The organism is Streptomyces sp. NBC_00483, assembly GCF_036013745.1.
Classification (GTDB): Bacteria; Actinomycetota; Actinomycetes; order Streptomycetales; family Streptomycetaceae; genus Streptomyces.
Genome location: NZ_CP107880.1, coordinates 940,834 through 963,710 on the forward strand (window position 1 = coordinate 940,834; position 22,877 = coordinate 963,710).

A 22,877-nucleotide genomic window follows, 5' to 3' on the forward strand; every position below is an offset into this window, starting at 1 on the left:
AGCATGGCTGGTCATTCTTCGTGCGCCCCAACGGCCCGTCAAGACTCCGGCGCCCACCAAGACTCCAGCACCCATCAAGACTCCTGCGCCCATCAGGAATCCAACCGCCACAGGTGGTCCTCCGTCCCGTTGTCGGCGAACTGCACGACCTGTGCGCTGTCGGCCGTGGACATGCCGTCGACACCGAGCACCTTGCCGCTGTGCCGGTTGCGCAGCAGGAACCAGCCGTCGCTCTGCTCCTCCCGCTCCCACAGCAGATCCTCGCGGCCACTGCCGTCGTCCTCGTACTGCACGACCAGCGCGCTGTCGGCGGTGGAACTCCCCTTCACTGCCAGGTACTTACCGCTCTGGCCGTTGCGGATCCGGAGTGCGCCCGCGTCGGCCGGCAGGAGCTGCCACGCATGGTCGCCGGTGCCCGCATTGCGGAACTGCACGACCCGCGCGTCGTTGTCCGTCGACATGCCGTCGACCGCGAGGACCTTGCCGCTGTGCCGGTTCAGCACACGGTGGTGGCGCGGCTGTGGCGTCCACGAACTACCACTCGGGGCCGCGGTCGGGAACGCGGTGATCCGCAGCCGGGCCACGCCCATCGGCACCAGGGTCACGTCCTCCACCACCGCCCGGCTGCGCGCGGGGCTCGGTTGCAGGGGTGCGACGACGCCCTCCTCGTCGGCGATCCACTCGGGGATGCGGCGGGCCCGCGCGGTGAGCGTGAGCGGCGTGCCGTCCAGGGTGAACGGGTTGTCCGCGAGCGGCCCCTCCTTGCGGTGCACGGTGGCCGAACTGCCCGGAACCAGGCCGTAGTTCCAGGGGGTGGTGGCGTGCGCGTCGTACTCGGGGAACGTGTCGTCGCCACCCGTGCGCACATATCTCTCGCCGATCCGCAGCGAGTACGTGAGCGGGCCGTGGTCGACGCTGACGCTGTCGTGGTTGCCCTTCCAGGTGCGCAGCGCGGTCCTCTGCGGCAGTCGCAGCCGCACCTCGTCGCCGTCCCGCCAGGTGCGCCGGACCTCCGCGAACGAGGGCCCCTTCGCGGCCTTCACCGGGCGCCCGTTGACCGTCAGGCGCGGCGCCTCGCACCACCCCGGAATGCGCAGGCGCAGCGGGAACTCCACCGCACGCTCCACGCCGACGCTCAGGGTCACCGTCTCGTCGAAGGGATACTCCGTCTCCTCCCGCACCGTGGCCTTCACCCCGTCGCCCACCTCGGCGCGTACCTCGCACGGCGCGTACATCGCGGCCACGAGCCCGCCGTCGGGCCCCGCGAGCCACAGTTCCTCGGCGAAGTAGGGCCAGCCCATGCCGTAGTTGTGCGGGCAGCACCGGTACTGGTCGACGCCGGGCTGGTAGGACTGCATGGCGAAGCCGTTCTGGAACTGCCCGTCGGTCTTGCGGGTGTTGTCGAGGTCGATGCCGTTGGCGCTGGTGACGTAGTGGATTCCCTTGCCGGTCGGGTCCAGGGCGGCCGGGAGCATGTTGAAGGCCAGGTCCTCGCAGCGGTCCGCCCACACGGGATCGCCGGTGATCCGGGTGAGCAGCTCGTGGCTGGCCATGAACTCGACGATGCCGCAGGTCTCGAACCCCTGGCGCGGGTCGCCGAACCCGGGCCGGGCGTTCTCGTCCCCCGCCATGCCGCCGCCGGGGAACTGCCCGTATTCGTGCAGCACTTGGTCGTACGTGCGGTAGGTGGCGCGGCGCAGTTCCTCCGCCCCTTCGGTGGCCCACTGGGCGTACTGGGCGGGTTCGCGGAAGCCTTGGGCGATGTTGACGTTGTGCGGGGTGGGGAGCTTTCCCGTCCAGTCGGCGCCGTAGCGGTGCATCTTGCCGACGAGATCCACGAGGAAGGCGTCGCCGGTCCGCTCGTACAGCCAGCGCGCGGTGTCGATGCCGTCGCCCCAGCGCACGGAGACCCAGCTGCTGTCGAAGGCGCCCTTTCCCTGGGCCGCCATGTAGGTCATGAAGCGGGTCAGGAACGGCACGATGCGCTCGTCGTGGGTGTACTCCTCCCATGTGCGCAGCGCCATAAGGAGCGGCAGGAACGGCCAGAAGTCCGGGCCTCCGTTCAACGACGTGCGCAGGGCGCGCGGCCCGAAGAATCCGTCGGACTGCTGGGTGGCGAGGATGGGGTCGATCCAGCGCCTGCACGTGGCAAGCGCGTTGGCGTCGCGAGTGGCGATAGCGAGGGGCACGAACCCCCGCAGCCAGTACGGGACTTCCTCCCAGCCGGCGAGTTCCGGGTGGATCCAGCCACACGTGTCCATGTCGAGGAAGTGGGACTTCTGCTCGTACCGTCCGCACAGTCCGGCCAGTTCCAGGCGCAGTTGGCCGGCGAGCCACCCGTCGGCGGTGACACTGCCGACGGGCAGGCGCGTGAACGCGTCGGCGGCCGGTCCCGACGCGTCCGCCCGCGCCGTCGCGGTGGCCGCGCCGCCCCACGCGGTGGCCGCACAGGCCACCGTCGCGGCCTGGAGCACGCCGCGTCGAGTCACAGTCATGAAGTGCCTCCTACGAAAGAGGGGCGGGCCCGTGAGTACGGGCCCGCCCCAAGGGCGTACGGGTCAGGAGCAGTTCGCCACGGTGTCCTGCGAGGCGTCGCGGATCAGCGCCTGCTGGGCGTCGTGCACCCGCTTCACGTCGGGCTTGACGACCCGGCGGTCATAGGTGAGCAGACCGTTCAACTCGCCCTCGACGTCGGAGATCTGCGTGTAGACGGCGCCGTTGCCGCCCTTGCAGGCCAGCTTGTGCACCTCGTCCAGCTTCTCGAGGTAGCCGTCCGTGTACGTCGCCGGGTCCACGTCGACGTAGGACTGCTGGACCGACCAGGCGTGGCCCGGCACCGCGAGGCCGAGGCCGCCGTACTCGCCCGCGACCAGGGCGCGTTCGCCGTCCGGCTTGGGTGGCAGGGCGGGGCTCGGGTAGCCGTGTTCATCCATGATGTCGCCGGTGCCGCCGTCCTTGCCGAGGTTGAGGCCCGACATGCCGTTGATGAGGCGGGTCGGGTCCCAGGACTTGGCCTGGGTGGCGAGGCGGCCCTCGTCGTACTGGCCCCAGCCCTCGTTCAGGGTGACCCACATGACGACCGACGGGTGGTTGATGTGCTGGTCGATCATGATCTTCATCTCGCGCTCGAACTCGGCGCGGGCGGCCGTCGACGGGTTCGTGCCGGCCTCCATCGCCGGCATGTCCTGCCAGACCATCAGGCCGAGCTTGTCGGCCCAGTAGAACCAGCGGTCGGGTTCGACCTTGATGTGCTTGCGGACCGAGTTGAAGCCCATCTTCTTGTGCATCTTCAGGTCGTACGCGAGCGCGTCGTCGCTGGGCGCGGTGTGCAGGCCGTCGGGCCAGAAACCCTGGTCGAGGGTGGCCATCATGAAGACCGGCTTGCCGTTGAGGATGGTGCGCGGCGTGCCGTTCACCTTCTCGACGGAGATCGAGCGCATCCCGAAGTAGCTGCCGACCTTGTCCTCGCCTACGCCCACCTTGAGGTCGTAGAGGAAGGGGTCGTCGGGCGACCACAGGTGCGGCTTGGCGATCTTCAGGGTGAGCGGTCCGCCGGAGGTTCCGGTGGCGGTGGCGACCTTCTTGCCGTCCGCGTACGCCGTCGCCGTGACGGGGACACCGTCACGAACACCCGTTGCGGAGACGGCCACTTCGCCCGTCTTCACATTCGGCGTCACCTTCAGGTCGGTGGCGTGGTCTGCGGCGACCGGCTCCATCCACACGGTCTGCCAGATGCCGGAGGACGGGGTGTACCAGATGCCGCTGGGGTCGAGCCGCTGCTTGCCCATGGGCGGGTTCTCGGCGTTGTCGGCGTCGGTCGGGTCGTAGACACCGACGATGAGTTCCTGGGTGCGGCCCGGCTTGAGGGCGTCGGTGACATCGGCGCTGAACTTGTCGTAGCCGCCCTTGTGATCGGCGACCTTCGTGCCGTTCACGTAGATCTCCGACTTCCAGTCCACGGCACCGAAGTTGAGCCGCAGCCGCCGCTTGTCGCCGACCTTCCAGTCGGCGGGCACGGTGAAGGTGCGCCGGTACCACATGCGGTCCTCGTGGCGCTGGACGCCGGAGAGCTGGGACTCGACCGGGTAGGGCACGAGGATCTTCTCGCCGAGCTTCTTGCCGACCGGCGGCTGCTCGCCCTCCTTGGCAGCGGCGAACTCCCAACTGCCGTTGAGGTTCTTCCACTTGTCACGGGTGAGCTGGGGCCGCGGGTACTCGCGGTGCGCGTTGGCCGGGGTGACGTCGTCGCCCCACTTGGTGGTCAGCTCGTGCGTCGAGTGGTTGGGCCCGCTCGACCAGAAGGAGCCGATGGCCGTGCCGTCGCTTCCGGCCAGCCCGCCCTTGCCGTCGTACGTCACGTCGGCCTGGCCCGAGGCGTCGCCGTCCTTGTTGCCGACGACCGGCTCGTCGAGGCCGACGATCAGCGCGCGCGGGTCGTCGGGGTCCGCTTTCGCCGTGCCGAGCGGCCACTTGGCGCCGCCGATGACGGCCTTCAGGTGATCGTTGATGTCACCGGGGACGGCGCCCAGCTTCTGCGCGAAGTCCAGCTTCAGGGTGCGGCCGTCGCCGAGCACGGTGGTGCCGATGGCACCGTCGTACTTCCAGTCGTCGGGGATCCGGAACGCGGAGGACGGGATGGCCTCCTTCTTCTCACCGGGCTCGGTCCAGCGCAGGTGGAGGTTGGAGCCGCCGATGTGCTCGAAGTACTCGACCTTGATGTCGACCGCCTTGCCCGCGGTCAGGTCGACGGGCTGGGAAGTCTGTTCCTTCTCCCAGTCGTCGACCCAGTGGTCGATGACCAGCTTGTTGTCGACCCACAGCCGGAAGCCGTTGTCACCGATCATAGACAACGTTGTCGGCCCGGACTTCTCCGGCACCAGCTTCCCGGTCCAGCGCACGCTCGCGTCGTCCGCCTGGCCGGTCGCGGACGACAGACGGGAGTCGAGGCTGTTGAAGTCGATCTGCGGGTCGAAGCCGGTGGCCTTGAGCTTGTCGAAGTCGAAGGCGCCGGAGGCGGACTGGGTGTAGTACTCGCCCTTCAGTCCGTGCGGCACGACCGGGTCGTCGTCCGCGGTGGCGGCGGCGCCGGACGGGGCCACCGCGAGGGCGCTGAGGCCCAGGGCCGCGGTGAGGAGCAGGGACAGATGCCTTGCGTGACGTCTGAGGGTTCGGGGCTGTCCGGATTTTCTGGGGGTTCTTGTGCGCACGGATCCTCCTGTGCTGGGACGCGTCGAGGATGAGTGGCGGCTCGCCGCTCGGGTCTGTGCAACTGCGGTGTATTACGTTGGACTTCGTTGAACATTGTTGCGGGGACGGGCAGTTGGCATCACAGCACGGGCGCGCGTCCCCGGCAAGACCGCGGGACCCGGATGGCCACTGAAACCACACTGAAACCAGCCTGAGTGCGCCGTGCCACAGCCTCTGCCGCATGACCACCACGACAGCGACACCCCCTCCCCTCGCCATCGCGGCGAAGGGGCTCCGCAAGGCCTACGGCGACAAGGCCGTGCTCGACGGCATCGATCTCGCGGTGCCGGCCGGCTCCGTCTTCTCGCTGCTCGGGCCGAACGGCGCGGGCAAGACCACCGCCGTCAAGATCCTCTCCACGCTCGTCACCGCCGACGCGGGCGAGCTGTCCGTCGGCGGCCACGACCTCGCCGCCGACCCCCAGGCCGTGCGCGCGGCGATCGGGGTGACCGGGCAGTTCTCGGCCGTCGATGGCCTGATCACCGGTGAGGAGAACATGCACATCATGGCGGATCTGCACCATCTGCCCCGGCGCGAGGGCCGCCGGCTGGCCGCCGGGCTCCTCGACCGCTTCGACCTCTCCGAGGCGGCAAGCAAGCCCGCGTCGACGTACTCCGGCGGCATGACGCGCCGCCTCGACATCGCCATGACGCTGGTCGGCTCCCCGCGCATCCTGTTCCTCGACGAGCCGACGACCGGCCTCGACCCGCGCAGCCGCCACACGATGTGGCGCATGATCCGCGAACTCGTCGCCGACGGTGTCACCGTCTTCCTCACCACGCAGTACCTGGACGAGGCCGATGAACTCGCCGACCGCATCGCCGTGTTGAGCGAGGGCCGGATCGCCGCCACGGGCTCCGCCGAGGAGCTGAAGCGGCTCGTGCCGGGCGGCCATGTGCGGCTGCGGTTCACCGATCCGGCCGGCTACCGGGCCGCCGTCGCCGTGCTGCGCGATGTCACCACGGACGACGACGCGCTGACGGTACGGATTCCCAGCGACGGCACCCAGCGCGAACTGCGCTCCGTACTCGACTGGTTGGACGCGGCGGGCATCGAGGCGGACGAGCTGTCCGTGCACACCCCCGACCTCGACGACGTGTTCTTCGCCCTGACCGGCGGCGCCGAGCAGACCTCCCGGCCCGAGGAGGCCCTCCGATGAGCAGCACCGCCCTGTCCCTCGCAGTTCGCGACTCGTCCACGATGCTGCGCCGCAACTTCCTGCACGCCCGCCGCTACCCGTCGCTCACCCTGAACATCCTGCTGACACCCATCGTTCTGCTGCTGCTCTTCGTGTACGTCTTCGGCGACGTGATGAGCGCGGGGATCGGTGGCGGCCCCGCCGACCGGAGCGCGTACATCGGCTATCTCGTGCCGGGGATCCTGCTGATGACCATCGGCGCCACTCCGGCCGGGACCGCGATCTCGGTCACGATGGACATGACGGAAGGGATCATGGCCCGTTTCCGTACGATGGCCATCCACCGCGGGTCCGTGCTGATCGGGCATGTCGTGGGTAGCGTGCTGCAAGCGGTCGCCGGCGTCGTTGTCGTCGGCGCGGTCGCGGTGGCCGTCGGCTTCCGCTCCACGGACGCGACCGCCCTGGAGTGGCTGGCGGCGTTCGGCCTGACGGTGCTGGTGGCCGTGGCGCTGAGCTGGGTGGCCGTCGGAATGGGCCTGGCCAGTCCGAACGCCGAGGCGGCGAGCAACAACGCGATGCCGCTGATCATCCTCCCGTTCATCTCCAGCGCCTTCGTGCCGATCGACGCGATGCCCGGCTGGTTCCGGCCGGTCGCCGAGTACCAGCCGTTCACGCCCTTCATCGAGACACTGCGCGGACTGCTGCTCGGCACGCCGATCGGTCACAACGGGTGGCTCACGGTCGCCTGGTGCCTGGGCCTGACCGCACTCGGGTTCTTCTGGTCGAGGGCGCTGTTCAACCGCGATCCGGCGTAGCGGCGGCGCGGGCCGCGTCCCGCAGTTCGTCCCGCCCGAGGGCGGCGTACTCGGCCACCGCGTCGGTGTACGCCGCCCGGTCGGCGCTCTCGGCCGCCTGTCGGGCACGGGCCGCCGCCATCGTGGGCTGGAAGTCCCGCAGCACCCACAGCCGTTCGGCCAGGGCGAGCGTCCGTACGGCTTCCGGGGTACGGTCCGTGAGCCCGGCCGCGCCGAGCGCGTGCAGCACGGTGCCGAGGACGGGGAGTGCCAGCTGGTCGGCGGTCGGCCCCGCGTGCACGGCCCGCAGCCGGTCGACCGTGTCGGCGACCGGTGCGAGCCGGTCCGCGTACGCGTGCGCCGTCACCGCCGTCGCCTGGATCTGCAGAGCCCACGGGTCGTGCCACAGCTCCCCGTCGTGCTGTGCGCCGGCGGCGGGCAGCCGTGCGACGGCACGGCGCCACAGCTCAAGACCGGCCTCGGTGTCGCCGCGGGCGAGCGCGATCTCGGCGCGTACTCCCAGGTCCGGGCTGTAGAAGGGGTCCTTCTGCGCGGTGCCCTCGGCCTGTGCCCGCCGCTGCCAGGTCTCGGCCTCGTCCGGGTCCGCGCGTTGCAGGCAGGCGAGCGCGAATCCCCAGCGGATGCCGACGTAGTCGTTCTCGTCGCCGAACCGGGGCAGTGCCTCGCGGGCCGCCCCGAGGTAGCGGTACGCGGCGTCGCCGTCGCCCGTCGTCAGACACAGCTGGCTCAGCCGTGAGTAGCCCATGACCTCCAGGGGCGGGCTGTCGACCGCCGCCAGGACGTCGACGACCCGCCGCGCCGATGCGAGCGTGCGGCCGATGTCGTGCTCGTACTCCCAGACGTACGTGGCGACGCTCTCGGCGACGGAGACGACCAACGGGTAGTCGCTGTCGCAGAGTTCGCGCAGCACGTCGTAGTCGGGAGGCAGCATCTCCGGTACGGCGACCAGCACGACCGCGATGGCGCGCAGCAGCGTGTCCGGCGGGGCCGCGGGCAGCCGACGCAGGGTGACGAGGTGGCGCAGGACGCGCGGTGCGTGGTCCACGATGAGGCTCGCCGCGCACAACACCGCGGCGGCCCGGGCCACTTCGACGTACCCGGGTTCGGGGCGGTAGTGCGAGAGCGGGGCGCCGGTGTCGGCCGCGAGGGCGAAGAGGCGGGCGAAGTCCGAGTCCGTGGACCACAGGGCGGCGAGTACAGCGGTGACGGCCGCGGTGGTGGCCCCCTCGCCGCGGGCCAGGGCGTGCCGGAGGGCGGTGACGAGGTTGTCCTGCTCGGACTTGATCAGCTCGCGAGTGTCGGGGGAACGCGGGCCGAGCAGTGTGTCGTAGTGAGCGACACCGAACTCGCGTGCCCAGGAGCAGAGTTGACCGAGAGCCCGTTCCTCCTCGCCGGATTCCGCGAGCCGGGCCGCGCTGAACTCCCGTACGGTCTCCAGCATCCGGAACCGGACCCCTGAGGGGGCGTCGGCGACGGTCAGGAGTGACTGCTCGGCGAGCTGCTCCAATACGCCCAATACGTCCAGCACGCCCAGCGCGTCCTTGCCGAGGACCCGTTCCGCCGCGTCGGCGGAGAACCCGCCGGGGAAGACGGACAGCGTGCACATGGCGGCGCGGGCCTCGTCCGCGAGGAGGTTCCAGCTCCACTCCACGACGGCGTGCAGGGTGCGGTGCCGCTCGGGGACGTCGCGTACGCCGCCGCGCAGCAGGGCGAAGCGGTCGCCGAGGCGGCGCGCGATCTCGGGCACGGACAGGGCCCGCACCCGCGCCGCGGCCAGCTCCACGGCGAGCGGCAGCCCGTCGAGGTGTCCGCACAGTTCGGCCACCGCGTCCGGCGGCAGGTCGACGCCGGGCCGCGCGGCCCTGGCCCGCTGGCCGAACAGCTCGACGGAGGTGTCGGGCCCCAGCTCCGGCAGCGCGTGCACCGCCTCCGACGTGAGCCCGAGCGGCGACCGGCTGGTGGCGAGCACGCGCAGGTCGCGGGCGCGGGACAGCAGCGCCTGGACGAGGTCGGCGACCGCCCCGACGACGTGCTCGCAGTTGTCGAGGACCAGCAGCGCGGGTCCGGCACCGAGCGTCCGGACGATGCCGGACACCGGGTCGGCCGGGGCATGCCCGGCGACGGCGCCGTGCCGCCCCTCCCCCACGCCGAGCGCGGAGGCCACCTCCGCGGCGATGTCCGCGTCCGCGGGGACACCGGCCAACGGCACGGCGTGCACGACGCGTTGCCCGGCCCGGCGGGTCACGGCGTACGCGAGCCGGGTCTTGCCGAGTCCGCCGGGGCCGACAACGGTCACGGCGCGCGCCTCACGCAGCAGTCTCTCCACCGCGGCGATGTCCTGTTCACGGCCGAGGAGTTGGTTCGGTTCGTGCGGTACGCCGTGCCGGACGACGGCCGGTTCGTCCCGCAGCAACTCGGCCTGAATGTGACGGAGTTGAGCACCGGGCTCGGCACCCAGTTCCTCCCGGAGCCCACTGCGGTACGTCTCGTAACGGGCGAGCGCGGTGGAAGGGCCGGCCGTGGCGGCCTCGGCGCGGAGCAGTTCGGCGAGCACCTCCTCGTCGCGCGGCAGCCGTACGGCGGTCTCCGCCAGCGGGCCCGCGGCCTCCGCGTACCGGCCGAGCCGGGCGAGCGCGAGGGCCCGCGCGCGGGCGAGTTCCCGGCGGACCGGGCCACGTTCGGCGCGCAGCGCGGCCACGGGATCGTGCGTGCCGCCGGCCTCCTCCGGGGCGCCCTCCCACAGGGCGAGTCCGGCCTCGGCCCCGGCCAGCGCGCCTGCGTGGTCCCCGGCCCTGGCCCGCTCCGCGCACACGGCGGCGTACCGCAGCAGCGCGGAGCTGTCGACCTGGTCATCGGCGAGGCCGAGCCGGTAACCGGTCGGCGTGCTCGCGATGACGTCGGCGCCCAGCTGGGCCCGCACCCGCGCGACGAGCACCTGCACCGCCTTGCCCGGGTGCTGCGGCAGCTCCTCAGGCCACAGCCCCGCCACCAGCCGCTCCGTGCTGCACCCGGTGCGCGGCTCGCTCGCGAGGAGGGCGAGCAGGCCGCGCAGCCGGGGCGCGGTGACCTCCTGCCCGCGGTGGGCGACGCGGGGCAGGAGGGTCAGGTCGGTGGCCATCCGTGCAGGTTAGCCAAGCGAGCCGGGCGCGGGCGCCGCCCCGGCTCCACGCGGCGCCGCACGAGGGCGACTCCCGGCACGGAGACTGCTACACCCAGGGCGAGCCAGAACACGAGCTTGCCCGACGGCCCGTTGGCCGTCCTCAGTTCCCCGTCGTCGTGCCGGCAGAACGAATCCGGCGGCAGGTACCGCGAGACCGGCGTACCGGCGCCGTGGCACGGCGAGGTCTCCGGGAACAGGGCCGGTTGCGCACGCTGTGAGAGGAACCCGCCGACGAGCACCGTCAACCACCCGGCGGCCAGGAACACGGTCAGCATCCAGGCCGGGACCTTCGCTCGTCGCCCCAGCAGCCACAGGCCGCACGTCGGCAGGGCGAACACCAAGAGCGGCACGGACAGCACCAGCAGCGCTTTCATGAGCCAAGTACAGCACCGGCCACCGGCGCGCCCTCCCCTTTCTGCTCAGTGCACCGACTGCCCCTTGCCGAGCGCGATGACTCCCGACTTCGACACGGTGTAGAGCTCCGCGTCGCGGCCCGGGTTGACGCCGATGGTTGCGCCGACCGGGACCTCCACGTTTTTGTCGAGGACGGCGCCGCGTACCACCGCTCCTCTGCCGACCCGTACGTTGTCGTGCAGGACCGAGCCCTGGACGACCGCGCCGTCCTCGACGACGACGCCCGGTGAGAGTACGGAGCGGGTGACCTGGCCGCGGATGACGCAGCCGGGGCTGACGATGGACTCGGCCGCGATGCCGCCCGCGCAGAACTTGGCGGGCGGCAGCTGGCCGGGGTGGGTGTAGATCGGCCAGCGGCGGTTGTCGAGGTTGAAGACCGGGGTGTCCGAGATGAGGTCCATGTGGGCCTCGTAGTAGGCGTCGAGGGTGCCGACGTCGCGCCAGTAGCCGTGGTCGCGGTCCGTCTCCCCCGGCACGTGGTTGCCGTCGAAGTCGTAGAGCTGGGCGACGCCTCGCTCAGTGAGCATCGGCACGATCGAACCGCCCATGTCGTGCGCGGAGTTGGCGTCCTCGGCGTCGGTCGTCAGCGCGTCGACGAGGACCTTCGAGGTGAACAGGTAGTTGCCCATCGATGCAAACACCTGGTTCGGGGTGCCGGGCAGCGGCGGCGGATCGGTCGGCTTCTCCAGGAAGGCGTCGATGCGCGTGCCGTCACGGGCCGGCGTGATGATCCCGAACTGGGACGCCTCCCCGCGCGGCACCCGGATGCCCGCCACCGTGACGCCCGCGCCCGACTCGATGTGCTGGGCGAGCATCTGCCGCGGATCCATCCGGTACACGTGGTCGGCGCCGAACACCGCGATGTAGTCGGGCTGTTCGTCGTGGACCAGGTTGAGGGACTGCAGGATCGCGTCTGCGCTGCCCGAGTACCAGCGCGGCCCGAGTCGCTGCTGGGCCGGGACCGGGGTGACGTAGTTGCCGAGCAGGCTCGACATCCGCCAGGTGGTCGTGACGTGCCGGTCCAGCGAGTGCGACTTGTACTGCGTCAGGACGCAGATGCGCAGGATGTCGCCGTTGACGAGATTGGACAGGGCGAAGTCGACCAGGCGGTAGGTCCCGCCGAACGTCACCGCGGGCTTCGCCCGGTCCGCGGTGAGCGGCATCAGCCGCTTGCCCTCCCCACCTGCCAGCACGATCCCGAGCACCGAAGGTCCGCCGCGCATCCCAACCCCCCTGTGATTCACGTACCGTTGAGAATCTCCTGGTACACGTCGACCGTGCGCCGGGCGATCGCGTCCCAGCCGAACTCCGCCGCCGCCCGCTCCCGACCCGCCTCTCCCATCGCCCGCGCCGCACCGGGATCGGCGACGACCCGGTTCAGGGCGACCGCGAGCCCCGCCTCGAAGGCCTCGGGCTCCGCGGCCGCGTACGGGACGAGCAGCCCCGTCTCACCGTCCGCGACGACCTCGGGGATGCCGCCGACCTGCGAGGCGACCACCGCGGTGCCGCAGGCCATCGCCTCCAGGTTGACGATGCCGAGCGGCTCGTACACGGAGGGGCACGCGAACACCGAGGCGTGCGTGAGCAGTTGGATGACCTCGGCGCGCGGCAGCATGGCGGGGATCCAGCGCACCCCGTCGCGCGTGGCCTTCAACTCGTCGACCAGCTCCCGGAACTCGCGCCCGACCTCCGGGGTGTCGGGCGCGCCCGCGCAGAGCACGACCTGGACGTCCTTCGTCAGCCCCTTTGCCGCGCGCAGCAGATGGGGCACGCCCTTCTGCCGGGTGATGCGGCCGACGAAGAGGATGTAGGGGCGCTGCGGGTCGATGTCGTAGCGGCGCAGCACGTCCGTGCCGGCGTCCGCGTGGTAGAGCGAGACGTCGATGCCGTTGTGCACTACACGGACCTTCTTCGGCTCCAGGGCCGGATAGCAGGCGAGGATGTCCTTGCGCATCGCGTGCGACACGGCGATCACGCCGTCCGCGGCCTCGATCGCGGTCCGCTCGGCCCATGCCGACAGCGCGTAGCCGCCGCCCAGCTGCTCGGCCTTCCAGGGGCGCAGCGGCTCCAGGGAGTGCGCGGTCATCACGTGCGGTATCCCGAGGTGCAGCGCCGCCAGATGCCCGGCGAGGTTCGTGTACCAGGTGTGGGAGTGCGCGAGGTCGCGGCCTTCGATGGCCGCGGCGATGGCCAGGTCCACGGAGAGCGTGCGCAGCGCGTCGTTCGCACCGTCGAGCGCGGGCCAGGCCCGGTGCCGGCGCACGCCGTCGGCCGCTCCCTCGCCCCACGTGTGCACCTCGAGGTCGACGAGGGGGCGCAGCTCGCGCGCCAGGAACTCCACGTGCACTCCGGCACCGCCGTAGACATCCGGCGGGTACTCCCTGGTCAGCAGTCCCACACGCACGCGCGGCCCCCGTAGTCGTCGGTCGGCGACACTCGCTCCGGATCGCTGTTCGAAAGCGCACCTCATGGTCACCCATGGAGGGCCCGTGCGGAAGAGCGCGGACCGTAACGGGCCCGAGTCTCCCCCGGGTCCCTGGGGCACCCGCCCTGGGGATGAATCAGGATGCGGCCTACTCCAACGGGAGTAGGACCCAATGCGTGCTCAAGTCGGACGACAGGGAGAGGTGAAAAGAGCGATCGTAGAGAGTATGAGAAGCGACCGTGCGCCACGCTGCACCCCCAGGGGCGCCTCATGAGCGACCTGGTGCTTTCCGTGCTGCTCTCGCTCGTCTCCGCCGTCGCGTACGCGGGCGGGGCGATCGTGCAGGAGCGCGTGGCCGTGACGTCGCCCAAGGCGGCGTACGCCCCCCTGCGCCGGCCCGCCTGGTGGGGCGCCGGATGCCTGAACGGCCTGGGTGCGCTGCTGCACGTCGCGGCGCTCGCCTTCGGCCCCCTCAGCGTCGTACAGCCGCTGGGCGCCCTCACGATCGTGCTCGCGCTGCCGATGTCGGCGCTCCTGGTGGGGCGCAGGGCCGGGGCGACGGCCTGGCGCGGCGCGATCATGGCGACGGTCGGCCTCGCGGGGCTGCTCTCGCTGACCGGGTCCACGACCGAGCAGTCGCTGGACGGGACGCAGCGCCTGTTCGTCGGTCTGATCACGGTGGGCGGCGTGCTGACCCTGATGTCGTCGGCCCGCGTGGCGCACCGGCACCCCGTGGTGCGCGCGGTGCTGCTCGCGGTGGCGGCCGGCGGCGCGTTCGGCATGGCGTCGGTGTTCACGAAGTCCGTGACCGAGGACTGGACCGGGCAGCCGCTGGAACAGCTCGCCACGCTCCTCGCGATCGCGGGCCTGGCCGTGACCGGGATGCTGCTGTCGCAGGCCTCCTACCGGGGCGCAGGGCTCGCCGCACCACTGGCGACCGCGACGGTCGTGAACCCCGTGGTGGCGGCGACCATCGGCCTCACCATGTTCGGCGAATCGTTCCGGTACGGCACGATCGGCACGATGCTCGCGCTCGCCTGCGGCGTCGTGGCGGCGGGCGGCCTGATCCTGCTGACGACGGAGCGCATCGGGCGCGGCCGCCGGTCGCGCGCCTCGGTCGTCACCACCCTCCCGCACGGAGCGTCACCGGTGATCCCGCCCGTGGTGCCGGACAGCCCGGCCGGGCTCGACTCCGTGCCGCTGCCGCAGCGCGCGCCGGGCCCCCGGCAGAAGCCGCCGTGCGGGGGCTGGACGGCCGAGGACATCCGGTCGTCCTGATACCGGCCCTGAGGCCTCTCGGACACTCGGTCCCTGAGGCCTCTGGGACGCTCAGATCCTGACGCCGCGGGCCCGCAGATACGCCAGCGGGTCCACGTCACTGCCGAACCCGGGCCCCGTCCGCACCTCGAAGTGCAGATGCGGGCCCGTGCTGTTGCCCGTGGAGCCGGAGCGTGCGATGCGCTGGCCCGCCACCACGCGCTGGCCGCTCTTCACCGTCAGCGCCGACAGGTGCCCGTACTGGCTGTACTTGCCGTCGGCGTGCCGGATCACCACTTCGTAGCCGTACGAGCCGCCCCAGCCGGCCGAGACGACGTTCCCGGCGGTGATGGCCTTCACGGACGTCCCGGTGGGCACCGCGAAGTCGACGCCCGTGTGGTAGCCCTTCGACCAGGACGAACCGGCGGCGCGGTAGGGGGTGCCGAGGGACGCGGCGACGGGAGCGACGGCGTTGTGCGTGGTGGCCTTCGCCGTGTCGGACTTCTTGGCGACGGGATTCTCGGAAGTCTTGGCGGCGGGCTTCGAGGCCTTCTTCGCGGGCTGCGCCTGCGTCTCGCCCTTACCCTTCCCCGACACGGCGAGGCGCTGCCCCGGCGTGATCAGGTCCGGGTCGGAGCCGATCGTGGCGCGATTCGCCGCGTACAGCGCCCGCCAACCGCCCTTCACGGACCGCTCGGCGGCGATTCCGGAGAGGCTGTCCCCGCTGACGACGCGGTACATCTGGGCGCGTCCCGCCCGTGACTGCGGCGTGGCCTGCGGCCGCACGTCCGGCGTCGCGGTCGTGCGGGTGAGGTCCGCGCGCTGCGAGCACACCGGCCAGGCGCCGGGCCCCTGCCCCTTGAGCACCTTCTCCGCCACGGCGATCTGCTGGTCCCTGGTGGCGAGGTCGGCGCGCGGCGCGTAGGCGGTGCCGCCGTACGCGGCCCAGGTGGAGCGGGTGAACTGGAGTCCGCCGAAGAACCCGTTGCCGCTGTTGATGCTCCAGTTCCCGGAGGACTCGCACGCGGCGACCTTGTTCCACGTGTGCGCGTCCGCGGCCTGCGCCGTGCTCGCGCCGACGATCGGTATCGCCATGCCCACACCGCCCACGGTCACGGTGAGCGACGCCCGATTGACCCGGCTCGGCTGATACCGGCGGTGCCGGCCACGTAACGCCATGAATGCCCCCTCAGCCACACGTAGGAGCGGCAAATTAGCCGCTCCTACGTAAGTGGACAAGAGTGCCCCGAGCCACCTTGGCGGGATTCAGCCCCTCAAGTGCCCAGGAATCCAACGAAGTTGTGCGGCCTGCTGGAAGGGGCCGCCGCCCTCGTGGTCGTTGAACGTGTACACCTCGATCGACTTCTCGGCGCCCGCCCAGTGGTTGTACGCGCCGAAGACCGTGGACGGCGGGCAGGTCAGGTCCTCCAGGGCGGCGGAGAACAGGGTCGGCGCCGTGGCACGCGCCGCGAAGTTGATGCCGTCGAAGTAGGAGAGCGTGCGGAAGGCGCGCTCGTCCTCGCCGATGTGGGCCTTGAGGTAGAGGGCGATCTCCCGGTACGGGTGACGCTCGGTGAGCGTGGCCGCGCGCCGGAAGTCGCACAGGAACGGCACGTCGGGCGCGGCAGCCCGCAGGTCGGGCACGAGGCCCGCCACGGCGATCGTGATGCCGCCGCCCTGGCTGCCGCCGGCGACGGCGACCCGCGAGGCGTCCACGAGCGGGTGCGAGCGGGCCGCGTCGACGGCGCGCACGGCGTCCGTGTAGACGCGGCGGTAGTAGTACTCGTGCGGGTCCTGGATGCCGCGCGTCATGAAGCCCGGCTGGGACGGCGTGGAGCCGACCGGGTCGGGGGTGTCGCCGACGCTGCCGCCGCTGCCCTGCCCGCGGGTGTCCATCACGAAGTGCGCGAACCCGGCGGCCGCCCAGCGCAGGTGGGTGTGCGGCAGGCCGCGGCCGCCCCCGTAGCCGATGTACTCGACAACGGCCGGAAGCGGCTCGTTCGCGCCTGCCGGAAGGACCAGCCAGCCCTTCACGGGATGCCCGCCGAAGCCCGCGTACGTAACGTCGAATACGTCGACTGCCGTGTACGGGACATCGACGGGCTCGAAGCGTGCGTCCAGGTCGTGCTCCCTGGCCTCGACCAGGGTCTTCTCCCAGAAGGCGTCGAAGTCGTCGGGGGCGGTCAACTCCGGCTGATAAGTACGCAACGCATCGAGTGACAGGTCGAAATGAGGCACGCACGGCTCCAATTTCGTAGAGAGTCCACGGTGGAGAGAATCCATGGTGGGGTCGGATCGCCAACCTAACTCGACCCCCACCAGAAATGAACAAGATCTTTCATTTTCCGCAGGCACAAGCAACAGAAGCGACAGGAGCGGCAGGCATGAGCGACACAGCCCAGATCGGTGTCACAGGGCTCGCTGTGATGGGGCGCAATCTCGCCCGGAACTTCGCCCGCAACGGCTACAGGGTCGCCCTTCACAACCGCACGGCGTCCCGTACGCACGCGCTGGTCGAGGAGTTCGGCGAGGAGGGCATCTTCGTACCGACCGAGACGGCCGAGGAGTTCGTGGCCGCGCTGGAGCGGCCGCGGCGCCTGGTCATCATGGTGAAGGCGGGCGAGCCGACGGACGCGGTGATCAAGGAGTTCGCGCCGCTCATGGAGTCGGGCGACATGATCATCGACGGCGGCAACGCGCACTTCGCGGACACCCGTCGCCGTGAGAAGGAACTGCGCGAGCAGGGCATCCACTTCGTCGGCACCGGCGTCTCCGGCGGCGAGGAGGGCGCGCTGCACGGGCCGAGCATCATGCCCGGCGGCAGCGTCGAGTCGTACGCCTCGCTCGGCCCGATGCTGGAGAAGATCTCCGCCAAGGCGAAGGACGGCGCGCCCTGCGTGACGCACGTCGGCCCCGACGGGGCGGGCCACTTCGTCAAGATGGTGCACAACGGCATCGAGTACGCCGACATGCAACTCATCGGCGAGGCCTACCAGTTGCTGCGCGACGTGGCCGGGTACTCCCCGGCACAGATCGCCGACATCTTCCGCACCTGGAACACGGGCCGCCTCGACTCCTACCTGATCGAGATCACGGCCGAGGTCCTCTCCCACGTGGACGAGGCGACCGGCAAGCCCTTCGTGGACGTCGTCCAGGACCAGGCCGAGCAGAAGGGCACCGGCCGCTGGACGGTGCAGATCGCGCTCGACCTGGGCGTGCCGGTGTCCGGCATCGCGGAGGCGGTGTTCGCGCGCTCCCTGTCCGGGCACGCGGAACTGCGCACCGCTTCAAGCGAGTTGGCGGGGCCGACGGCCGTGGCACTGAGCGAGTCGGAGGCGGCCGCCTTCGCCGACCGCGTCGAACAGGCCCTGTACGCCTCGAAGATCGTGTCGTACACGCAGGGCTTCCACGAGATCTCCGCGGGCAGCGAGGAGTACGACTGGAACATCGACTCCGGTGCGGTGGCCCGGATCTGGCGCGGCGGCTGCATCATCCGTGCCGCGTTCCTCGACCGGATCACGGCGGCGTACGAGGCGGAGCCGAACCTGGTCTCGCTGCTGTCCGACAAGGGCTTCGCCGACGAGATCGCCGCGGCGCAGGACGACTGGCGCTCGGTCCTGGTCGCGGCGACCACGCAGGGTGTGCCCACGCCGGGCTTCGCCGCCGCGCTCGCCTACTACGACGCGCTGCGCGCCGAGCGCCTGCCGGCCGCGCTCACACAGGGCCAGCGGGACTTCTTCGGCGCGCACACGTACCGCAGGGTCGACCGGGAGGGCTCGTTCCACACGCTGTGGGGCGGTGACCGCTCCGAGGTCGACGCGTAGCCGCTAAGCCGGTGAGGGCTCGGGCTCCGGTGGGTGTGGATCGGGGTCCGGGTCCGGCAGCGGCGGCGTCGGTGACGGCGAGGGCCGCGGCGAGGGCTCGGGCACCGGCGTCGGGAATGGGTCCGGCATCGGACCGGGATCCGGCCGGTCGGGACCGGGGCCGGGCCCGGGCGTGGGGGTCGGCGGGACGGAATCGGGGAACGGTTGGGTCATCGTTGGTTCCTCCAACGGTTCGGAGGGGACCTTTCCACTGTCTCCCGGCTCGCGTGCCCACGCCCGCCGAGTCCACGCCTACGACCCGTCGAGTGGCCGGCCGAGGTCGGCGAGCAGCTCGTCGAGCGCCTGCGCGAGGGCCTCGACGTTGGCCGGATCGAACCAGGTGGTGCGGATGCGTTCGTTGTTCCCGTTCGGCGTCTCGTGGTCGGCCGCGAGTCGGTCCAGGGAGCGGGTCCCGTCGCCCAACGAGCGGCCGACGCCCTGGAAGAGGCCGCGGACGTAGCGGTCGGCGTCGTCGGGGGCGATGCCGTGGTCGGCAGCCCATGCGGCGAGCGTCGCGAGATACGCGTAGTGGGTGGTCAACGTGCCGGTCAGCGCGGAGAGAACGTTGAAGGCGGCCTCGTCCGCGACGGGCAGCGCGCCGCCCATTCGCGCGAAGAAGGCATCCACCTCCGGGTGCGAGGGGTGCACGACCGTGACGGAGCGGCGTTCGCGGATGGTCGGCAGGGGGATGGCGCGGACCAACGGGACGTCGGTGCCGAGCGTTCGACGCAGTTCGTCATTGCCGACGCCGGCCATCACGTTGACCACGACCCTGTCGCCGTCGATCCGTAGTCCGGCCACGGCGTCGTGCCGGTCCCGGCGGCGCACCGCGAGGAGCACCAACTCGGAGCGGTCCAACACCTCTTGGTTGTCGGCGCACACCGTGACACCCGCGTACTGCTCGGACAGTGCCTCGGCCGTGCGGGCTCCCCGCGGGGAGAGGAACACATCCGGCCAAGCACCGCCCTCGTGGCGCAGGCCCTCGACGACGGCCCGGCCGATCTCGCCCACCCCGATGATGCCGACGCGTCGCACCGTCTCGTCCTCCACCACCTGTCTCCTCCTCCATGGGTCCGTGATCACGTCGAGGCGGGTGCTGCGCGACAGGCCTGTCGCGCAGCACCTCGTTCAGTCCGCCAGAGCCGCACCGAGGAACTCGCGGATCTCCGTACGGGCGACCTCGGCCTGCGGTTCCATGCCCGGCAGGGAGAGGAACGCATGCTTCGCTCCCGGGTATTCGGTGAGCCTCACGGGTGTCCCGGCCTCCCGCAGTCGTTCGGCGTAGCGACGGCCGTGGTCGGCCACCGCGTCCTGGGTCGGCACCACCACGAGCGCCGGCGCGAGTCCGCCCAGGTCGTCCGCGTACAGCGGCGAGTACGCGCGGGCATCGATCCCCGGCGGGACGGACAGTCGCCGCAGGAAGCGCAGTAGCGGCAGGGCGCGGGTCGGGCTGTACGCGTACTCGGCCGTCGAGGGGTGGTCCTCCATCGTGTCGGTCACGTCGACCGCGGGATTGACCAGGACCTGCGCCCTGAGCCGCAGGCCGGCCTCGCGGGCCCGGATCGCGCTCAGGGCACTGATCAGCCCGCCGAAGCTCTCGCCGAAGACGGCCGTGCGCGCCGGGTCGACGCCCCACCGCTCGGCGTTCCGCACCACGTGCCGCAGCACGTCCCAGCCGTCGTCGGCGGCATGCGGGAGCGTGCTGTCCTGGGCGACGAGGCGATGCTCGACCGAGACGACGACCGCGGGGAGCCGGGCGGCGAGGTGACTGTTGGCCCAGTCACACTGCGCCGCCGTGCCCACGAAGCCTCCTCCGTGCACATGGATCACGAGCGGCAGATCGACCCGGCCGCCGGCCTCCGCGTCCCGCGTCGCCACCGGCCGGTACACCCGGACAGGCAGGTCGCGGCCAGGCAGCGCCACGTTCCGCCAGTCGACGACCGCGTCCGGGTCCGGCTCGCCGAGGACCGCCCGAGCCGCGCGGGACGCCCTGAAGCGGTTCTCCGCCTCGCGGTAGGCGATCAGTTCCTCGTTGGTGATCGCCGAGAAGTCCGGCTCCGGCGGCCGCTCCACAGCAGTGGTCTCACTCATGTCCCGTCTCCCCTGCGTCTGTTCGCTGCTTCGTCTCTTCGCTGCTCCCGATCGGGAGGCCCGGTCGGGCATGTGTCCTTAGTATGCACGCGGTGCGTGCATAACCAAGTGCATTACTGAGAACTACGCTCAGTGCAGTGCCGGGTGCATGGCCATGTGCATGAGCTAGGCTCGGCCGGGACGAGAGGGGAAAAATGGCAGCCCGAAGGCGCTGGTCGACCGAGGAGATCCTGGACACGGCGGCGGAGCTGCTGCGCACGAGCGACGCCGAGTCGTTCAGTGTGCGCAAGCTCGCCGGCGCTCTCGGGACGGACTCCTCCAGCCTGTACCGGCACTTCCGCAACAAGACGGAGCTGCTGCGCGCGGTCGCCGACCGCATCCTTGCGGCCGCGATGGAGGGCTACCGCCCCGAGGGTGACTGGAAGCAGCGCATCACCGCGACGGCCCTGCGTCTGCGGGAGTCCTTCGGCGAGCACCCTCAACTCGCCGCGGTCTGGGGGCGCTACGCGTCCGGAGGTGCCGGCTCCCGGCTGGTCATGGAAGAGGTACTACAGGCCTTGCGGACCTCGGGCCTGCCCGATGAGGAGATTCCGGCCCGCTACCACCGGATCGTGATCCTCGTCGCCTCGCTGATCGCCTCCGAGGCGGGCATCGGCAGCCTCACCCCCGGCGAGTACGAGCAGGGCATGGAGCAGTTCCGGGTCGCGGTGCTGGGTGCCGACCCCGAGCGCTTCCCCGCCCTGGCCCACTTCGCCCGCGAGATCCGCCCCCTCGGGGCCGACCGCGGTGCGGCGTTCGACGAGATCCTCGCCGCCCACCTCGCCCGGATCGAGGCCGCGATTCCCTGACGCGGGCGGGGTGGTGCGGCGAGTGACGACCGGGCCGATTCTCAGCCTTCGGTGCGGCGCAGCCGTACGACGGGAATGTCGCGGCTCGTCTTCTTCTGGTAGACCGCGTAGTCCGGGAACAGCTCCACCAGGGAGTCCCACACCCGCGCCTTGTCCTGCGGCGACAGGGTCTCGGCGCGCGCCGTGAACCGCTCGGTTCCCACACGCAGCCGGACCTCGGGGTTGGCCTCAAGGTTCAGGTACCACTGCGGGTGCTGGTCCGAGCCGCCGTACGACGCCACGATCAGCTGGTCGTCACCGTCCGTGCCGTAGATCAGGACGGTGCGCCGCCACTGGCCGCTCTTGCGGCCCTCGTAGTCGAGGAGCAGGCACGGGGCGCCGTGGATGCTGGTGCCCTTGGTGCCGCCGGACTCCTCGTAGGTGCGGGCCTGTTCGGCGACCCAGCCGGTGGGGCTGATGACGACGTCGGTGCCGGGGTCGGTCATGCGGACTGCCTCCTGGTTCGGGGAGCCGGCCGGTCGCGCCGGCGGGCTCCCGGGTTCCGGGTAACTCCCTTCAAGCTAAGCGTTATTGGCGCTCGCGCATTCCGACGCGGCGGCGCCGAGTCCGGGGCGCGGGCTGGAGAGCACGGGCAGGGCGGTGTGGGCGCGCTCGGCGGCGTCGGTCAGGGAGGCCTGGGCCAGGACGATCACGTCGGCCTCGGCGATGCCGTCGATGGCGGTGGCGACGAGCGCGAGATACCCGTCCCTGTCCCCGGCGAGGAACAGCTCCCAGGCACCCTCGACGAACACGGTGCGCACGTCCACCGCGCGCCCGGCCCGCCGGGCCTCCTCCTCGACCAGGTCGACCGTCGGCCCGAAGGTGCTGCGCACCGTGGCGACCACGGCGATCCGCTCCCCCTCGGCGACGGCCCGCGCGGCCATCGGCCGGTCCACGCGCAGCACGGGCACACCGGCGTCCGCGGCGAGGCCCTCCGCGACGGCGCCGAGCGTGGAACACGTGCACAGCACGGCGTCCGCCCCGTCGGCGACGGCCGCGACGAGCAGCTCCCGGACCTCGTCGGTGACGGCCTCGGGCCCCTCAGCGCCGGCCCGCACGAGCAGTTCCTCGCGTACGACGTGACGCAGCTCCAGGCCCGGGTGGTCGGCGTCGCGCAGGGCGTCGAAGACCGGCACGTGGACGGGCGAGGTGTGCACGAGCGTCAGGTTCATGACCGGCACCCTATGCGCGGATGATCACCGGGCGCAGGGCCGTCTCACCACTTGTCGGGGTCGGCCTCGAGGGCGGCCTTCGCGGCGAGCAGCAGGCCGGCGGAGGCCTCGGGCGCCTCGCCGGGGTGCCGCTCGGCCCACCGGACGACGAACGGGCACAGCGGCGCCACGGCCACCGACTCGGCGGCGGCGATGCCGTACAGCTCGCGGGCGAGCGAGCCCGCGATCCCCTTGCCCTCGTGTTCCGGCTCCACGACGGTGTGCACCGCAACGAGGGCCCGCTCGGGCTCGTCCAGGACGAAGTACTGGATGCGGCCGACGACTTCGCCGCCGGAGCGGGCCTGCAGCAGCCCGTGCTCGCGGTCGTCGCGGATCTCGATGTCACTCATGGGCTCTCCTGCGTCGTGG

Annotated in this window: 18 protein-coding genes; 5 read left to right on the top strand and 13 right to left on the bottom strand. The window is 71.4% G+C overall.

Translation table 11 applies throughout. The features are described 5' to 3' along the window. Positions 1-92: 92 nt before the first annotated feature. Together OHA73_RS04065 and OHA73_RS04070 are read right to left on the bottom strand one after the other, a co-directional pair. Positions 93-2,495 (bottom strand): beta-L-arabinofuranosidase domain-containing protein, encoded by a 2,403-nt coding sequence (locus OHA73_RS04065; RefSeq protein WP_327654193.1) that lies wholly within the window; start codon positions 2,493-2,495, stop codon positions 93-95. 63 nt (positions 2,496-2,558) lie between these two features. Beyond that, the gene (locus OHA73_RS04070; protein WP_443063029.1) at positions 2,559-5,207 is read right to left on the bottom strand and encodes a PA14 domain-containing protein; all 2,649 of its coding nucleotides are present in this window, start codon (positions 5,205-5,207) and stop codon (positions 2,559-2,561) included. Positions 5,208-5,428: 221 nt separating this feature from the next. On the opposite strand from OHA73_RS04070, the gene OHA73_RS04075 reads away from it, so the two are divergent. Next, on the top strand, positions 5,429-6,406 hold the full coding sequence (locus OHA73_RS04075) for an ATP-binding cassette domain-containing protein (RefSeq protein WP_327654194.1): 978 nt from the start codon (positions 5,429-5,431) through the stop codon (positions 6,404-6,406). Next, a complete protein-coding gene (locus OHA73_RS04080; protein ID WP_327654195.1) occupies positions 6,403-7,200 on the top strand; it encodes an ABC transporter permease in 798 nt (265 codons plus the stop codon). The genes OHA73_RS04075 and OHA73_RS04080 overlap by 4 nt, the downstream gene beginning before the upstream one ends. Here the strand turns inward: OHA73_RS04080 and OHA73_RS04085 are convergent. From OHA73_RS04085 to glgA, 4 genes are read right to left on the bottom strand one after another with little or no spacing between them, the layout of a single operon-like run. Further along, on the bottom strand, positions 7,181-10,318 hold the full coding sequence (locus OHA73_RS04085; protein WP_327654196.1) for an ATP-binding protein: 3,138 nt from the start codon (positions 10,316-10,318) through the stop codon (positions 7,181-7,183). The genes OHA73_RS04080 and OHA73_RS04085 overlap by 20 nt on opposite strands. Continuing rightward, positions 10,303-10,734: a hypothetical protein gene (locus tag OHA73_RS04090; RefSeq protein WP_327654197.1), complete on the bottom strand. Its 432-nt coding sequence runs from the start codon at positions 10,732-10,734 to the stop codon at positions 10,303-10,305. Before OHA73_RS04090 ends, OHA73_RS04085 begins: the two co-directional genes overlap by 16 nt. Before the next feature lie 45 nt (positions 10,735-10,779). Continuing rightward, the gene (gene glgC, locus OHA73_RS04095) at positions 10,780-11,997 is read right to left on the bottom strand and encodes a glucose-1-phosphate adenylyltransferase (RefSeq protein WP_266717297.1); all 1,218 of its coding nucleotides are present in this window, start codon (positions 11,995-11,997) and stop codon (positions 10,780-10,782) included. A 17-nt stretch (positions 11,998-12,014) separates the two neighbouring features. After that, positions 12,015-13,172, bottom strand: a complete 1,158-nt coding sequence (gene glgA / locus OHA73_RS04100) for a glycogen synthase (RefSeq protein ID WP_327658405.1) — start codon at positions 13,170-13,172, stop codon at positions 12,015-12,017. 297 nt (positions 13,173-13,469) lie between these two features. Here glgA and OHA73_RS04105 point away from each other — a divergent pair, with 297 nt between their 5' ends. After that, entirely contained in the window at positions 13,470-14,477 is a 1,008-nt protein-coding gene (locus OHA73_RS04105; protein ID WP_266717295.1) for a DMT family transporter, read from the top strand. Between the two features lie 51 nt (positions 14,478-14,528). On the opposite strand, the gene OHA73_RS04110 is transcribed toward OHA73_RS04105, so the two are convergent. Both OHA73_RS04110 and OHA73_RS04115 read right to left on the bottom strand, forming a co-directional pair. Next, positions 14,529-15,635 (bottom strand): transglycosylase family protein, encoded by a 1,107-nt coding sequence (locus tag OHA73_RS04110; RefSeq protein WP_327654198.1) that lies wholly within the window; start codon positions 15,633-15,635, stop codon positions 14,529-14,531. Between the two features lie 87 nt (positions 15,636-15,722). After that, entirely contained in the window at positions 15,723-16,694 is a 972-nt protein-coding gene (locus tag OHA73_RS04115) for an acetylxylan esterase (RefSeq protein WP_327654199.1), read from the bottom strand. A gap of 146 nt (positions 16,695-16,840) precedes the next feature. Between OHA73_RS04115 and gndA the strand changes: the two genes are divergently transcribed. After that, on the top strand, positions 16,841-18,280 hold the full coding sequence (gene gndA / locus OHA73_RS04120; RefSeq protein ID WP_327654200.1) for an NADP-dependent phosphogluconate dehydrogenase: 1,440 nt from the start codon (positions 16,841-16,843) through the stop codon (positions 18,278-18,280). Between the two features lie 291 nt (positions 18,281-18,571). Here the strand turns inward: gndA and OHA73_RS04125 are convergent, their stop codons facing one another. Both OHA73_RS04125 and OHA73_RS04130 read right to left on the bottom strand, forming a co-directional pair. Beyond that, a complete protein-coding gene (locus OHA73_RS04125) occupies positions 18,572-19,369 on the bottom strand; it encodes an NAD(P)-binding domain-containing protein (RefSeq protein WP_327654201.1) in 798 nt (265 codons plus the stop codon). Positions 19,370-19,447: 78 nt separating this feature from the next. Continuing rightward, complete coding sequence (locus tag OHA73_RS04130) at positions 19,448-20,410, bottom strand: alpha/beta hydrolase (protein WP_327654202.1); 963 nt, start codon at positions 20,408-20,410, stop codon at positions 19,448-19,450. 194 nt (positions 20,411-20,604) lie between these two features. Between OHA73_RS04130 and OHA73_RS04135 the strand changes: the two genes are divergently transcribed. After that, complete coding sequence (locus OHA73_RS04135) at positions 20,605-21,258, top strand: TetR/AcrR family transcriptional regulator (RefSeq protein WP_266717285.1); 654 nt, start codon at positions 20,605-20,607, stop codon at positions 21,256-21,258. A gap of 41 nt (positions 21,259-21,299) precedes the next feature. On the opposite strand, the gene OHA73_RS04140 is transcribed toward OHA73_RS04135, so the two are convergent. The 3 genes from OHA73_RS04140 to OHA73_RS04150 all read right to left on the bottom strand — a co-directional run bounded on the left by OHA73_RS04140 (position 21,300) and on the right by OHA73_RS04150 (position 22,858). Continuing rightward, a complete protein-coding gene (locus tag OHA73_RS04140) occupies positions 21,300-21,743 on the bottom strand; it encodes a nitroreductase family deazaflavin-dependent oxidoreductase (protein ID WP_266717284.1) in 444 nt (147 codons plus the stop codon). Positions 21,744-21,818: 75 nt separating this feature from the next. Beyond that, positions 21,819-22,469 carry an aspartate/glutamate racemase family protein gene (locus OHA73_RS04145; RefSeq protein ID WP_266717282.1) on the bottom strand — a complete coding sequence of 217 codons (651 nt, stop codon included), beginning with the start codon at positions 22,467-22,469 and terminating at the stop codon, positions 21,819-21,821. A gap of 44 nt (positions 22,470-22,513) precedes the next feature. Continuing rightward, complete coding sequence (locus tag OHA73_RS04150; protein WP_327654203.1) at positions 22,514-22,858, bottom strand: GNAT family N-acetyltransferase; 345 nt, start codon at positions 22,856-22,858, stop codon at positions 22,514-22,516. Between the last annotated feature and the right edge of the window lie 19 nt (positions 22,859-22,877).